Origin of the sequence: Roseateles saccharophilus (assembly GCF_031458095.1) — a bacterium.
GTDB classification, from domain to species: domain Bacteria; phylum Pseudomonadota; class Gammaproteobacteria; order Burkholderiales; family Burkholderiaceae_C; genus Pelomonas; species Pelomonas saccharophila_A.
Map to the genome: position 1 here is coordinate 1 of NZ_JAVDXU010000002.1, position 12,906 is coordinate 12,906.

At 69.3% G+C, this 12,906-nt stretch carries 14 protein-coding genes; 6 read left to right on the forward strand and 8 right to left on the reverse strand.

What is annotated here, in order from left to right:
* A partial coding sequence (locus tag J2X20_RS12570) for a hypothetical protein (protein ID WP_310265174.1) occupies nt 1-219 on the forward strand: 219 nt, incomplete at its 5' end.
* Between the two features lie 320 nt (nt 220-539).
* Complete coding sequence (locus tag J2X20_RS12575) at nt 540-806, forward strand: helix-turn-helix domain-containing protein (RefSeq protein ID WP_310265178.1); 267 nt, start codon at nt 540-542, stop codon at nt 804-806.
* Between the two features lie 296 nt (nt 807-1,102).
* Here the strand turns inward: J2X20_RS12575 and J2X20_RS12580 are convergent, their stop codons facing one another.
* On the reverse strand, nt 1,103-1,459 hold the full coding sequence (locus tag J2X20_RS12580) for a helix-turn-helix domain-containing protein (RefSeq protein WP_310265179.1): 357 nt from the start codon (nt 1,457-1,459) through the stop codon (nt 1,103-1,105).
* 168 nt (nt 1,460-1,627) lie between these two features.
* On the opposite strand from J2X20_RS12580, the gene J2X20_RS12585 reads away from it, so the two are divergent.
* The 4 genes from J2X20_RS12585 to J2X20_RS12600 all read left to right on the forward strand — a co-directional run bounded on the left by J2X20_RS12585 (nt 1,628) and on the right by J2X20_RS12600 (nt 6,002).
* Nucleotides 1,628-2,104, forward strand: a complete 477-nt coding sequence (locus J2X20_RS12585; RefSeq protein WP_310265182.1) for a hypothetical protein — start codon at nt 1,628-1,630, stop codon at nt 2,102-2,104.
* Nucleotides 2,101-2,370: a hypothetical protein gene (locus J2X20_RS12590; protein WP_310265184.1), complete on the forward strand. Its 270-nt coding sequence runs from the start codon at nt 2,101-2,103 to the stop codon at nt 2,368-2,370. Before J2X20_RS12585 ends, J2X20_RS12590 begins: the two co-directional genes overlap by 4 nt.
* Nucleotides 2,371-3,005: 635 nt before the next feature.
* The gene (locus J2X20_RS12595; RefSeq protein ID WP_310265187.1) at nt 3,006-3,425 is read left to right on the forward strand and encodes a VOC family protein; all 420 of its coding nucleotides are present in this window, start codon (nt 3,006-3,008) and stop codon (nt 3,423-3,425) included.
* A gap of 15 nt (nt 3,426-3,440) precedes the next feature.
* Entirely contained in the window at nt 3,441-6,002 is a 2,562-nt protein-coding gene (locus tag J2X20_RS12600; protein ID WP_310265188.1) for a serine/threonine-protein kinase, read from the forward strand.
* Here the strand turns inward: J2X20_RS12600 and J2X20_RS12605 are convergent.
* The 7 genes from J2X20_RS12605 to tsaB all read right to left on the reverse strand — a co-directional run bounded on the left by J2X20_RS12605 (nt 5,991) and on the right by tsaB (nt 12,882).
* Nucleotides 5,991-7,256: an NAD(P)/FAD-dependent oxidoreductase gene (locus J2X20_RS12605; RefSeq protein WP_310265191.1), complete on the reverse strand. Its 1,266-nt coding sequence runs from the start codon at nt 7,254-7,256 to the stop codon at nt 5,991-5,993. The two genes, J2X20_RS12600 and J2X20_RS12605, sit on opposite strands and share 12 nt — an antisense overlap.
* Nucleotides 7,253-7,558, reverse strand: coding sequence for a c-type cytochrome (locus J2X20_RS12610; RefSeq protein ID WP_310265194.1), 306 nt, complete (start codon nt 7,556-7,558; stop codon nt 7,253-7,255). The genes J2X20_RS12605 and J2X20_RS12610 overlap by 4 nt, the downstream gene beginning before the upstream one ends.
* An 88-nt stretch (nt 7,559-7,646) precedes the next feature.
* Nucleotides 7,647-8,738, reverse strand: coding sequence for a class I SAM-dependent methyltransferase (locus J2X20_RS12615; RefSeq protein WP_310265196.1), 1,092 nt, complete (start codon nt 8,736-8,738; stop codon nt 7,647-7,649).
* Nucleotides 8,739-8,898: 160 nt separating this feature from the next.
* Nucleotides 8,899-10,968, reverse strand: a complete 2,070-nt coding sequence (locus J2X20_RS12620; protein WP_310265198.1) for a putative bifunctional diguanylate cyclase/phosphodiesterase — start codon at nt 10,966-10,968, stop codon at nt 8,899-8,901.
* On the reverse strand, nt 10,965-11,714 hold the full coding sequence (locus J2X20_RS12625) for a uracil-DNA glycosylase (RefSeq protein WP_310265201.1): 750 nt from the start codon (nt 11,712-11,714) through the stop codon (nt 10,965-10,967). The genes J2X20_RS12620 and J2X20_RS12625 overlap by 4 nt, the downstream gene beginning before the upstream one ends.
* Entirely contained in the window at nt 11,711-12,193 is a 483-nt protein-coding gene (rimI, locus tag J2X20_RS12630) for a ribosomal protein S18-alanine N-acetyltransferase (RefSeq protein ID WP_310265204.1), read from the reverse strand. The genes J2X20_RS12625 and rimI overlap by 4 nt, the downstream gene beginning before the upstream one ends.
* The gene (gene tsaB, locus J2X20_RS12635) at nt 12,190-12,882 is read right to left on the reverse strand and encodes a tRNA (adenosine(37)-N6)-threonylcarbamoyltransferase complex dimerization subunit type 1 TsaB (RefSeq protein WP_310265206.1); all 693 of its coding nucleotides are present in this window, start codon (nt 12,880-12,882) and stop codon (nt 12,190-12,192) included. The genes rimI and tsaB overlap by 4 nt, the downstream gene beginning before the upstream one ends.
* Nucleotides 12,883-12,906 lie beyond the last annotated feature (24 nt).

Here is a 12,906-nt window from a genome sequence, read left to right on the forward strand (position 1 = left end):
GTCTTCATCAGCCTTGAAGACGAGCATGGCGACGTCCAGGTCATCTGCCACCGTGCGATCTGGGAGAAGTACCGCCAGACCATGATGGGCGCGCGCCTGATGGGTGTGAAGGGACGTTGGCAGCGCGCCGATGGCGTGTGCAACCTTATCGCCGGCTACTTGGAAGACCGCACCGACATGCTGGGTGCGCTGAAGACGAAGAGCCGGAATTTTCACTAGGCCCATATCCGCCTCGGCTTTGGCGGCTAGGTGGAGGTGGGCATGGCGTTCGACGCCATTCCAAGTCCAACCTCTTCACCTTCGTGCGCGAGTCAGGCAAGCTTTTGAGGGCGGGGCACCAGTGAGCTGAAAGCGAGTCAGCAATCAGACGTTAGGCCTCTGCGTCATTTCCTCGATGCGGCCCTGTTCCAGCCAAATCGAGATGGCCTGTTGGCAAGCACCGTCGCGCCTCTCGCCTCGACTGGCGCAGAAATTATGGCGTTTTCCCATAATTTGCCTTCCCTCTGATCCTGTTCGGTTGCATTCGCAACCGTCGCAGGATGAGATACCCGCTCCACCACGAAAAGTACAAATTGTTCCTAGAGGAGTTGAACCTTCTCAGGGATAAAGCGGAGATCAGTCAGATGGAGCTGGCTGACCGGATGGGCATTGGCCAGGACATCATCAGCCGCTGCGAGTCTGGCCGCCGACGCGTGGATGTCTTCGAGCTCGCTTTGTGGACGCACGCATGTGGCGTGACGTTAGAGGAGTTCGTCAGGAACCTCGACGAGCGCATCCAGCGCCACCAACTTCCCGGCCTGCTGTAGCCGGCATCACGAACTCGAGTACCTGAGCACGCCCTACAGGCTGGCGCCGCTGCTCTGACGTGGCGCGGTTTGCCTGGATGTGTTCAAACAAGCTCAGCGTCGCGCCGAAGAAGTAGGCGAGTTTCTGTAGCTGCTCTAGGTGGCGTCGAAGTGGCGCAAGAAGCCCAGCGTCGGTAGACGATCGGCAGCTCGATGGCTGAATCTCGAAGGTAAGCCTTCCAGCCGGCGTCCCGGCAAAACTCGTTGAGAACCTCGCCTCCGCAGGATCACATAGCGTCTGCGGTCGTCCGCCGTGATCATTTGTCGAGCGCGCGCCCGGCGCGCGTGATGCGGCTGGCCCCGAGGTGGCCCAGTTGCGGAGCACGTTTGCGCTTTCGGAGCGGCTTGCTACGCAGTGGCAGGGCGTCAGCTCGTCGTAGCTCAGCATTGAGTTCCTTCAGGAAGCGCAGGAAGCCGTAGTTCAGCGCCTCCAGCCAGTCCCGCAGGCCAATGATGTCTAGCCGGGTATGGCCACTCTCGACGTGGCTGACCGCGCTTTGGGTGCGGCCCAGCAGCAACGCCAGGTCAGCCTGACGCAGGTTGCGTGCCTCCCGGAGCTGGCGAAGCTTGTCCAGATAGATCTTGTTCTGACGGCTGTGCAAGGTCTTGACCATGAATTTCTCGCAGCCTCGCACCCTATCGCAGCCGGCTCCATATCAAGAATTTGCATACGGACGCGGTCGGCCAAGAATTGCCTGCACGTCAACAATCCGCCCCTCGAACGCCCTGGTGTTCTCGGCGTCACATCAATGTTCCTTTCGCTTCCCCAGTACGAGTTCCCGATGCCTGAGGGGCTGGCTGAGCCAGGCAGCAAGCACTGGCGGGCCATGGAGATGACGCTGCACGTGCCCTGGTTCTTGCTGACGCTGGAGCACGTTGACCTGGAAGGCAGGGATTTGGCGACGAACTACACCCTGTGCATTGCCTGGGAGACGGATCTGGCAGACGTGATTAAGACTATCGGAGCCAGCCATGTCAGGGGTCTCGTGGCCATGATGCCGGCTTGGGCCTCGCCGACGGGGCAGTGGTCGTCGCGCCAGATCACGGAAGTCTGGCTCCGCACAGACGATCAGGGCACGTCGGTGACCCTGACAGACTGCGCCGGAAAACAATTCGACGCTGGCATTCGCGGCGCCCCTCCAAAGGCGGGCTGCGCGGGCGATTTGCTACTGCAACTTCCCTCGGGCAATCCCCGCACGCGGCGCAAGCGGTCAGCCGCAACGGACAAGGCCCGGCGTCGTGCCCCGCCAGCGCGATGAGCAGCAGCTTCATCGTCGAGATCCTCGCCCGCAAGCGCGCCGAGCTCGACGAGCTTGAGAGATTTGCCTGCAGCCCAGCCTACGAGCGGCTCCTCGACGAAGTTCGCACCTTCGCCACGCGCGACCCGGAGCCGTGGCTCGTGGACTGGCTAATGGCGCCTGCTTTCGGTATGGGGGCACGCCCCTTGGATATCGCCGCACGGCGAGGCGGCGTCGACCTGCTGGTTGACCAGCTGCGCCGCATCGTCAACGGCGTCTGCGCATGAGGCAGGCTCGCTAGAAGCGCGTTGCAATGGCTCGCCCCATCGTCTTTCTCGACATTGATGAAGTCATTTGCCTTCGTCAGCCCGAGGCGTGCCTGAAACTAGCCGACGCGATCAATCGCGGAGATCTGCCCAATTCCGAGCTTGCCGCGGTTTTTTCACCGATAGCAAGGAACGCACTTGCCGTCGCCCATAGGCGATCACCCGGTCTTAGGTACGTCATAAGCAGCATCTGGAGGATCCATTTCACACGAGAGCAGATGGTTTCGATCCTCGATGACGCCGGCTTCTATTTCGTTGCGACCAACCTTCACGAGGGAGATGCCTGGCGATGTCCATCATCCAAAGGGCAGCAGGTATCCATGGGCTGCCGTCGGCATTCAGCACGATCGGCAGCTTGGCGAATGTCTTTCCTTTGAGGTCCTTAGCCGATTTGGCCGACCGCCAATAACTGACCCTGCCGCCGTTGATGCAATGGTCAACCGGCAAGAAGCCCTCTCCAGGAACGTCGCTGACGGTTGTAAAGCGCGCGATCGGGAGTACATAGACTGAGGCACGATGTTGGGTGGCGCGTGAGCTGAGCATGTGTCCATCATTGAAACATGCCAATCACGAACAAAAGAGCGAAACAGGCTAATATGAAATACCTGCACACCATGGTCCGCGTCAGCGACCTCGACGCCTCGCTGAAGTTCTATTGCGACGCCCTCGGCCTGCGCGAACTGCGCCGCAGCGAGCATGAGGCCGGCCGCTTCACCCTCGTCTTCCTGGCCGCGCCGGGCGATGACGAAGCCCAGGTCGAGCTGACCTACAACTGGGACGAGAAGGGCTATGGTGGCGGCCGCAACTTCGGCCACCTCGCCTACGCCGTGCCCGACATCTACGCCGCCTGCCAGAAGCTGATGGACCACGGCGTGACCATCAACCGCCCGCCGCGCGACGGCCGCATGGCCTTTGTTCGCTCGCCCGACGGCATCTCGGTGGAACTGCTGCAAGCCGGCCCCGCGCAGGCGCCGGCCGAGCCCTGGGCCTCCATGCCCAACACCGGCAGCTGGTAAGCCCGCCTGGGCAGCATGCAGGCAGAAGCGGGCGACGCCACCGCGCTGGCAGGGCTCAGGCTGGGCGCCTGGGTGCTGTGGCGGCGCATCGGCGGCGGCGGCCTGGGTGACGTCTGGGAAGCCGAGCGCGACGACGGCCTCTACCAGGCCCGCGCCGCCATCAAGCTGCTGCACGGCGACGGCACCACGCCGGCAGTCGCGCGGCGCTTCCGGCGCGAGCGTGCGGCCCTGGGCCTGCTCACCCACACCAGCATCGCCGCCCTGCTCGACGCCGGCGTGCAGGACGCCCATGCCTATCTCGTCATCGAACTCGTCGAGGGCCTGCCTCTGGCCGAGCATGCCCGCGCCCATTGCCCGACGCTGGCCGACCGCGTCGCCCTGCTCCTGCGCCTGGCCGAAGCGGTGGAGTACGCCCACGCCCGCCTCGTCGTGCACCGCGACCTCAAGCCCGGCAACGTCATGGTCACGCCGCAGGGCGTGCCCAAGCTGCTGGACTTCGGCCTGGCCGCCTCGCCCGGCCAGCAGGCCGGCGATGCCCGCGCCGGCCTGACGCCCGCCTACGCGGCACCCGAGCTCATCGAGAGCGACGACGCCGGCACCGGCGTCGATGTCTTCGCCCTCGGCGTCATGCTGTTCGAGTTGCTGACCGGCCACCTGCCCTTCGGCCGCCGCGGCGACAGCCCCGCGGCCCTGGAGCATGCCGTGCTGCACCTGGCGCCGCACCGCATCGCGGCCCTGCTCGACCTGCCCGAGGACGAGGCCGGCCCCGGCCGCCCCCGCGATGCGCGGCGTGCCCGCGGCGACCTCGAAGCCATCGCCGCCAAGGCCATGAGCAAGCGGCCCGCCGAGCGCTATGTCGGTGTGCACGCCCTCATCGAAGACCTGCGCCGCTGGCAGCAGCAGCGCCCCGTCGCGGCCCGGCGCGACCGCGGCTGGCGCCACCGCACCGTCCTGCTGCTGCGCCGCCAGGCCCTGCCCATCGCCCTCGGCGCCCTGCTGCTGCTCAGCCTGACGGCCGGCATTGTCGCCAGCACCTGGCAATGGCGCGAAGCCGAGGCCGCCCGGCAGCGCAGCGACACGGTGACGCACTTCCTCACCGAGCTGCTGTCCGACGGCGGCCGGCCCGGACAGGGCCACTCGCCCACGGTGCTGGAGCTGCTGGACGACGGCCGCGAGAAGCTGGCGGCCCGGTTCAGCGACGACCCCGCCACGCGCGCGCGGCTGCTGGAGGTGCTGTCGCGCACCTATATGGCCCTGAACCGCTTCGACCATGCGCTGCCGCTGGGCGAGCAATGGCTGGCCCTGGCGCGCAGCCAGCATGACGAGGACTCGGCGCCGGTGCTGCAGGCCAGGCTCAGCCTCGGCCAGGTGCAGCAGATCATGGGCAACCACGATGCCGCCATCGAATTGCTGGAGCCCATGGCCCCGGCACTGGCGCGGCGCTTCGGGCCGGACAGCGAGGAGGTGCGCCAGCAGCAGTTCATCCTCGCCGCCGACTACATGCACAGCGGCCGTCTGGCCGACTCCGAGCGGGCGCTGGAGCGCGTGCGGGTGCTGACCGAAAAACTGCGCCCCGACGATGTCTACGAGCGCGCCGACTACCTGCTCAACCTCGACGTGCTGCGCCGCCTGCAGGGCCGGCTGGACGAGTCCCTCGAGGTGGTGCGCCAGACCCGGCCGCTGTGGACCCACCCCGACCCGCGCCTGGCCCTGCCGGTGCTGGTGCTGCGCCGCCACGAGATCTCGCTGATGGGCCTGACGGCCCAGTTCGACGGCATCGACGTGCGGGCCCGCTCGCTGGTGGCCGCCGCGCGCAGCACCCTCGGGCCGGGCAATCAATTCGCCCTGCAGAGCGCCAGCACCTGGGCCGCCACCCAGCAATGGCAGGGCCGCCACGCGGATGAGCTGAAGACCCGCCAGACCCTGCTGGAGGACGCCCGCGCCGATGGCCTCGCGGCCGACGCCCTGCTGGTTTTCCAGGCCGAGCTGCTGGGCGCCCTGTCGCGCAACGGCCGGCCCGACGGGGACGCCATGCGGCGACTGCTGGCGCAGGCGGCGGCCCTGAACGGCGGCGACCGCCGCAGCCGCAGCCTGCTGCTGCTGGCCGACGCCGCGCTCGGCGCCGGTGAAACTGCACTGGCCGGCGCGGCGCTGCAGCGCCTGCGCGAGCGCCCTCTGCCCTCCGCCCTGGCGCTGCGCGGCAGCCGGCTCGACCAGATCGAAGGGCGGCTGGCCCGCGCCCGTGGCGAGCTGGCGCGCAGCGCCGAACTGCTGGCCGGCGTGAAGGACACCGGCGTCATCCAGCTCTGGGTCGTGCGCCTGGACATCGCCCTGACGGCCCTGCTGCTGCGGGCACCCGACGCGGCCGAGCGCCTGGCAGCCGCGCGCCAGGCACGACCCGCCAAGCTGCCGCTCGGCCATCCGCTGGACAGTGTCACGGCCTGGCTGCAGACCCGCCTGCAGGCCGGCCGCGATGACGACCCGGCCGTGCGCGCGGCCTGGGCGGCCTTGGCAGCGGCACGCGGCCCCGGTGCCGCGGCCCCCACGCTGGGCAGCCTGGGCGGCCTACTTCCCTAGGCCCAGGGCTAGGCTGTCGGCCCAGATGTTCTCGGCCCAGGCCAGCGCGAAGCCGCCTTCGCGCGGGCTGGCCGTGGGCGACACGCCGCCCGCACCGGGCACGGCCTTCATGGTCTTGTCCGCCGCGTCGTATTGGTGGACGGAGGCCACATGCATGGCCTCGGTGGGCGTGACGAAGCTGTAGCAGGTGTTCATGACGACGGGCGCCGGGTTCACCGCCTCGCCCTGGAGCAACTGCAGCACGGCGGCCGCCGCCAGCTTGGCCTGCTGGTTGGCCAGGTGGCCCGACTTGGGCATGGCCGGGGCCGACAGGATGGCGTCGCCGACGACATGCACGCCCGGCGCGGCCTGGGCCTGCATGCTCAGCCAGTCGATGCCCACCCAGCGGCGGTTCACATTGGCAAAGTCCCGGGCCAGATCGCCGGCCCGCTGCGGCGGGATCAGGTTGAGCACATCGGCCTGGACGTCCTCGAACTCGAAGCGCGCCGTGCCGTCGGCCAGCACCTCCTTGAGCTCGGCATTGGGCCGGTACTCCAGCACGCCGGCATGGTGCTCGGCAAAAGCGCGTTCGAACAGCGCCTTCTTGCTCTGTACCTCGGGGTTGGCGTCCAGCACCAGCAGCTTGGCGCGCGGCTTGGCGCGCTTCAGGTAGGCCGCGATCAGGCAGGCCCGTTCATAGGGACCGGGCGGGCAGCGGTAGGGGGCCTTGGGAATGCTCATCAGCACGACGCCGCCATCGGGCAGGGCCTCGAGCTGGCGGCGCAGGGTCATGGTCTGCATGCCGGCCTTCCAGGCATGCACGGCGCGGCCGCTGTCGAACGCATCGGCAAGGCCGGGAATGCCGTCGAGCATGAAGTCGATGCCGGGAGCGAGCACCAGCCGGTCCCAGGACAGCGTGCCGCGGTCGGCCAGGCGCAGGGTCTTGGCCGCCGGGTCGATGCCGACGACCTCGGCGCGCTGGCGCTTCACGCCCAACGCCTCCAGGCCGCCATAGCCATGGGCGATGCTGATGGGGTCGCGCACCCCGGCGATGACGAGGTTGGACATGGGGCAGGAGATGAAGCCCTCGCTGCGCTCCACCAGCGTCACGTCGACCGCCGCGCCGCCCCAGAGCTTCAGATAGCGGGCCGCCGTCGCGCCGCCAAAGCCGCCGCCCACGACGACGACATGGCCGAGGCCGGCCTTGGCCGAGAGGCTTGCGCAGCCCGCCAGGGCCAGGCCGCCCGCCGTGATCAGCTGGCGCCGCGCGATCATGGCTTGGCCTGGGCGGCGAAGTAGGCCGCGACCAGGCGCAGCTGTTCCTCGCTATAGCCCTTGACGATCTGCGGCATGACGGTGCCGCCCTGGCGGCCGCTGCGGAAGTCGGCCAGCAGTTCCAGCATCAGCTCGGCCTTCATGCCGGCCAGCGGCGGCAGCACCTGGCCGCGCGGCCGGCCATGCGTGCCATGGCAGTTGGCGCAGGTGGCCGCAAGATTGCGGCCGGCATTGAGATCCTGTGCCAGCGCCGGGGCGCAGAGCAACAGCAGAGGCATCAACGACAACAGCCAAGCCTTCATCACAACCCCTTTCATGCCTTGCCGCTTGCAGGCGGCAAGTCCTTCGTCAGGCGTCGCACAGCGCGCAGGCGCTGTCCTCGGTCCGGTCTCAGAGCTTGTGGGAACGGTCTCCGCGCTCAAACCCCAAAGCGTCAAAAGGCGCGCTCAGCGGCGCAAAGCCAATCACCTTGAACAGCTCGCCCATCTCATGCTCGGCCAGCAGGCGGTGGGCCATGGCGCGCTCACCCAGGGACGTGCCGGCCAGCAGATCGGCGATACCGCAGTTGAGCAGAAAGTTGGCCTGGCTGGTGTAGCCCAGCACGACGAGGCCGGCGTCCTGGCCCGCCAGCGCCACGCCGGTGAAGTTGACGTGGGCCGTGATGTCCTTGTCGCCCACGGCCAAGAGGGGGTCGGGGTCGGCCAGATGGCCCTGGTGGCACATCAGCGTGCCGCCGCGGCGCTGCGGGTGGTAGTACTCGGCCTCGGGGAAGCCGTAGTCGATGAAGAAGGCCGCGCCGCGCTTGAGCGTGCGGCCCAGCGTGGCGATGAAGGCCTCGCCCTGGGGATGGATCTCGGTGACGGTGCCGGGCACGAAGCCGCCATGCCCCGGATCCTGGAGCGGCGGGCGCAGCCGGCTGTCGCGATCCTCGAAGGCAAAGCCCTCGCCGGCCGAGACCACGCCGCGTTCGCGCCAGGCCTGGCCGTCGAAGGCGATGAGCTGCACCGGCATGGCATCCAGCACCTCGTTGCCGACGACGACGGCCTCCAGCTCCTCGGGCAGGGCGTCCAGCCAGTCGACACGCTCGCCCCAATGCGCAAGCCGTTCGCGCTGGCGCTCGCGCAGCTCGGCCGACAGCTCGACTATTGCGTAGCGCGCCAGGCCAGCGCCCAGGGCATCCAGTTCGGCGATCAACTGCGCCGCCAGCGCGCCCGAGCCGGCACCGAACTCGACGACGTCGCGGCAGCCGCTGGCGTCCATGGCCTGGGCCAGCTGGCGCGCCAGCGCGCGGCCGAACAGGGGCGACATCTCGGGGGCGGTGACGAAGTCCGAGCCCTCGCTGGGCATCTGGCCGAATTTGCGCCGGCCGCCGGCGTAATAGCCCAGGCCGGGCTCGTACAGGGCCAGGGCCATGAAGCGGTCGAACGGCAGCCAGCCACCGGCTGCGGCGATCTCGGCATGGATCTTTTCGTCAAGCGTCATGGCAGAAGGTTGCCGTATTCCGGGCCGAGCGCCGGGCCGCCCCAAGCCGGCCCGCCGGCAGTTGCGCGCGGCTCCACGCCGCGGGCGGCTGCGTCCCCTCGGGGGACCGACTGGGCTGGCCCGCGTTCAGCGCGGCAAGACCGGGCGAGGGGCTCACACTTCATCGGGCTTTGACCCAGGCCTCGAACTCGGCCGCCGGCATCGGTGCGCCGACCAACTCGCCCTGGAACTGCTGGCAGCCCCAGCCGGCCAGCAACTGCCACTGCGCGGCGCTGCGCACGCCCTCGGCCGTGACGGTCAGCCCCAGACCGACCGCCATCTGCACGATGGCCCGCGTGATGGCCTGGGCGCCGACGTCGTCAGGCAGGCGGGCGACGAAGCCCTGGTCGATCTTGAGCTTGTCCAGCGGCAGCTCGGTCAAATGGGCCAGCGAGGTGTAGCCGGTGCCGAAGTCGTCGACCGACACGGTCAGGCCCAGGGCGCGCAGCTGGGCCAGCGTCGCCGGCGCATGCTCGATGTCGTCGATCAGCATGCGCTCGGTCAGCTCCAGCTCCAGCCACTGGCCTTCGGCATGGCACTCCTGCAGCACGCGCTTGACGGTGTCGGCAAAGCCATCGAGATGGAACTGGATGCGCGACAGGTTGACGGCGATGCGCATGGGGCCGTGGCCCTGGGTCAGGCCCTTCTCGCGCCAGCGGCGTGCCGTCACGGCCGCTTCGCGCAGCACCCACTCGCCGAGGTTGAGCATCAGGCGGTGGCGCTCGGCGACGAAGATGAAGGCGTCCGGGCTCAACAGGCCGCGCTGCGGATGGCGCCAGCGCAGCAGGGCCTCGGCACCGGACAGCTGGCCCGTCGTCGCCTCGACCTGGGGCTGGAAGAAGAGTTCGAACTCGTTGCGCGTCAGGCCCTGGGCCAGCTCGGCCTCCAGCACCAGGTCGGCATAGGCGGTCTCGGCCAGGGCCGGCTCGAAGAACTGGTAGGTGGCGCGGCCGCGCGCCTTGGCGCGGTACATGGCCGTGTCGGCATGCTGGATGAGGTCCTCGGGCTGGCGGCCGTCGTCGGGATAGACGGCCACGCCGATGGAGGGCGTGACGGACAGCGCGCGGCCGTCGGCCTTGACCGGCACCTCGACGACCGACAGCAGCGCGTCCAGCACCACCTTGATGTCGGCGCGGCTGTTCAGGTCGGTCAGCAGCACGACGAATTCATCGCCACCGAAGCGGCCGACGAGGTCGCTGCCGCGCAGGGCGCCGACCAAGCGCTCGGACACCGTCGTCAGCACCTGGTCGCCTTCGAGATGACCCAGGGAGTCGTTGACGCGCTTGAAGTTGTCCAGGTCGATGAAGAGCAGGGCCAGCATCTCGCCCTTGCGCTCGGCGCGCTTCATCAGCAGGGCCATGCGGTCCATGAAGGCGGCGCGGTTGAGCAGGCCGGTCAGCGCGTCGTGGTGGGCCAGGTGCTGGATGCGCGCCTCGCTCTCGATACGGTCGCGGATGTCGCGCACGATGGTCATGCGCAGCTTCTCGCCGTCGCGCTCGATGGTGCGCACGATGAATTCGACCGGGATGCGCGTGCCGTCCTTGTGCGTGACGGCAGTCTCGTAGCGCACCTCCTTGCCCAGGCGCATGACCTCCTTGACCTTGTTCAGCTCGTCCTCAGCGATGAAGGACAGCACATGGCGGCCGACCATCTCCGCCAGCGTGTAGCCGACCAGCTCGCAGCAGGGCGGGTTCACGTCGGTGGTGATGCCGTCCTTGTGGAAGAGGATGCCCTCGACCGTCGCCTGCATGAACTTGTCCAGCCGCGCCTCGGACTCGCGCACCTGGCGTTCGGCCAGGCGGAATTTGGTGATGTCGTTGATGAGGACGCAGCTCGCCACCGGCACGCCGTCCTCGCCCAGCTGAGGGATGAGGTGGACCTCGATCCAGCGCGGCGTGCCGTCGGCCTCGGGCAGTTCGCGCTCGTAGCTGACGGCGATGCGCTCGGACAGCACGCGGTCCACCGCCGGCTGGATGACCTTCAGCGCCTCGGGGCCGATGATCTCGCCGAAGGTCTTGCCGAGAATGCTCTGCTCGGTCAGGCCGAAGGCCTCGGCATAGCCGCGGTTGGCGAACAGGCAGAGCTCGGTCTTGGCGTCGTAGAGGGCGATCCAGGCCGGCAGATAGTCGGCCAGCAGCTTGAAGCGCGCGGCCTCGTTCTCCAGGGCGGAGTCGCTCCCGGCCGAGGTCATGCTTTGGAGGTCATGCGGGCCAGACACAGATCGTCCCAGGCACCGGCCTTGTCGGCCGGCGAACGCAAGAGGTAGGCCGGATGGTAGGTGACGACCACCGGCACGTCGCGCCATGAATGCACGCGGCCACGCAGCTTGCCCAGGGGCTCGGCCAGGCCGGTCAGCCGGCGCGCCGCCTGCAGGCCCATGGCCAGCACGAGGCGGGGGCGCAGCAATTCGGCCTGGCGCGCCAGTACGGCCTCGCAGGCGACCAGCTCGGCCGGCTGGGGCGGGCGGCCGCGCGGCGGGCGACACTTGACGATGGGCGTCACGAAGGCGGTCGCGTCGTCGCCGCCACGGCGCTGGCCGGCGGCGCTCAGCATGCGGTCCAGCAAGCGGCCGGCGTCCGCGCTCATGGCCTCGCCGCTGGCGTCGTCGGCTTCGTCGGGCGGGTCGGTGACGACCAGCCATTGCGCCTGCTGCAGCGCGCCCGCGCCGAAGACGGCGTTGCGGCGCTGCTCGCACAGGCCACAGGCGCGGCAGCCGGCCACGGCTTCGCGCAGGGCCGCCAGGTCCAGGCCGCTGAAGTTGGACGGCTGCACCGAAGGCGCTGCCGCCACGCGCATCACGGGCGGCGGTGGTGCGGCCACTTCGATGGGTTCGGGTTCGGCCTCGGCGACTTCAACGGCCTCGGCGGCCGCGCTCACCGCGGGCAGCCGATACCCCATCTCGGCCAGCATGGCCCGTTGGCGCTCGTCCCAGCTCATGGCGCCACCGACAGGCTCATCAGGATGGCGTCCTCGCGCGGCCCCTGCTGCACCGGGTAGTAGGCGCGGCGCCTGCCGACCTCGGCAAAGCCGTAGCGGCGGTAAACCTCGCGGGCGCGCTCGTTGCTGACGCGCACCTCCAGCCACAGCTGGGTCAGGCCGCGCTGACGGCATTCAGCCACGATGCGGTCCAGCATGACGACGGCCAGGCCGCGCCCTTGCCAGACCGGCGCGACGGTGATGTTGAGCAGGTGCAGCTCGTCCACGCCCGGCATGGCGAGCCAATAACCCAGCAGTTCGGCACGCGGCCCACGCAGCACCTCAGCCGGATAGCCCGCAGCCAGGGAATCGACGAAATTGCCATGCGACCACGGCACCGGATAGGCCTGGCGCTCGATGGCGATGACCTCGGTCAGGTCGGGCACCCGCATCGCGGCCGCCTCCCAGGGCGGCTGGCTGTTGTCCAGCTGGGCGCTCATGACGCTGCGGCCTTCTGCTCGCGCTCGGCGGTCGTCAGCGCGACCTTGTCGCGGACATAGACCGGCAGGGCCTCGGCCGCGTCGCGCGTCTCGCCGCGCTGCCAGGCGGCCAGAGCCAGGGCAGCCAGCGCGGCAGCGCGCGAGCGGGGCTGCGGCCAGGCACCGGGCAGCGTGCCCAGGGCGGCCGCGTATTCGGTCAAGGCCGTGCCGGCCACGCAGGCCGGCTGGCCCCAGTGGGCCGCCAGCACCTCGGGCGCATAGAGGGCCGGGGCCTCGACGACCTGCCAGGCCGCGTCGGCCCAGCGGTAGCGGGCCGCATAGATCTCGCCGATGCGGGCGTCCATGGCCACCCAGATGTCGTCACCGGCCCCCTGGGCGTGGGCGTCCTCGGCCACCAGCATCAGGCTGTCGATGGCCAGCACCGGCTTGTCCAGGCCGAAGGCCAGGCCCTGGGCGACGGCACAGGCCGTGCGCAGGCCGGTGAAGGCGCCGGGCCCCTGGCCGAAGGCGATGGCGTCCAGATCGGCCATCGCCACGCCGGCGCCGGCCAGCAGGGCCTTGACCTCGGGCAGCATGCGGGCCGAGGCCTGGGCGCCGCCCTGGGCCTCGAAAACCCGGGTCTGCCCCTGGGCCACGAGGGCCAGGGCCATCGTGTCGGTCGAGCTGTCGAGAGCCAGGAGAGAGGGCATCGGACCAGTGTAACTTTCGGGTCA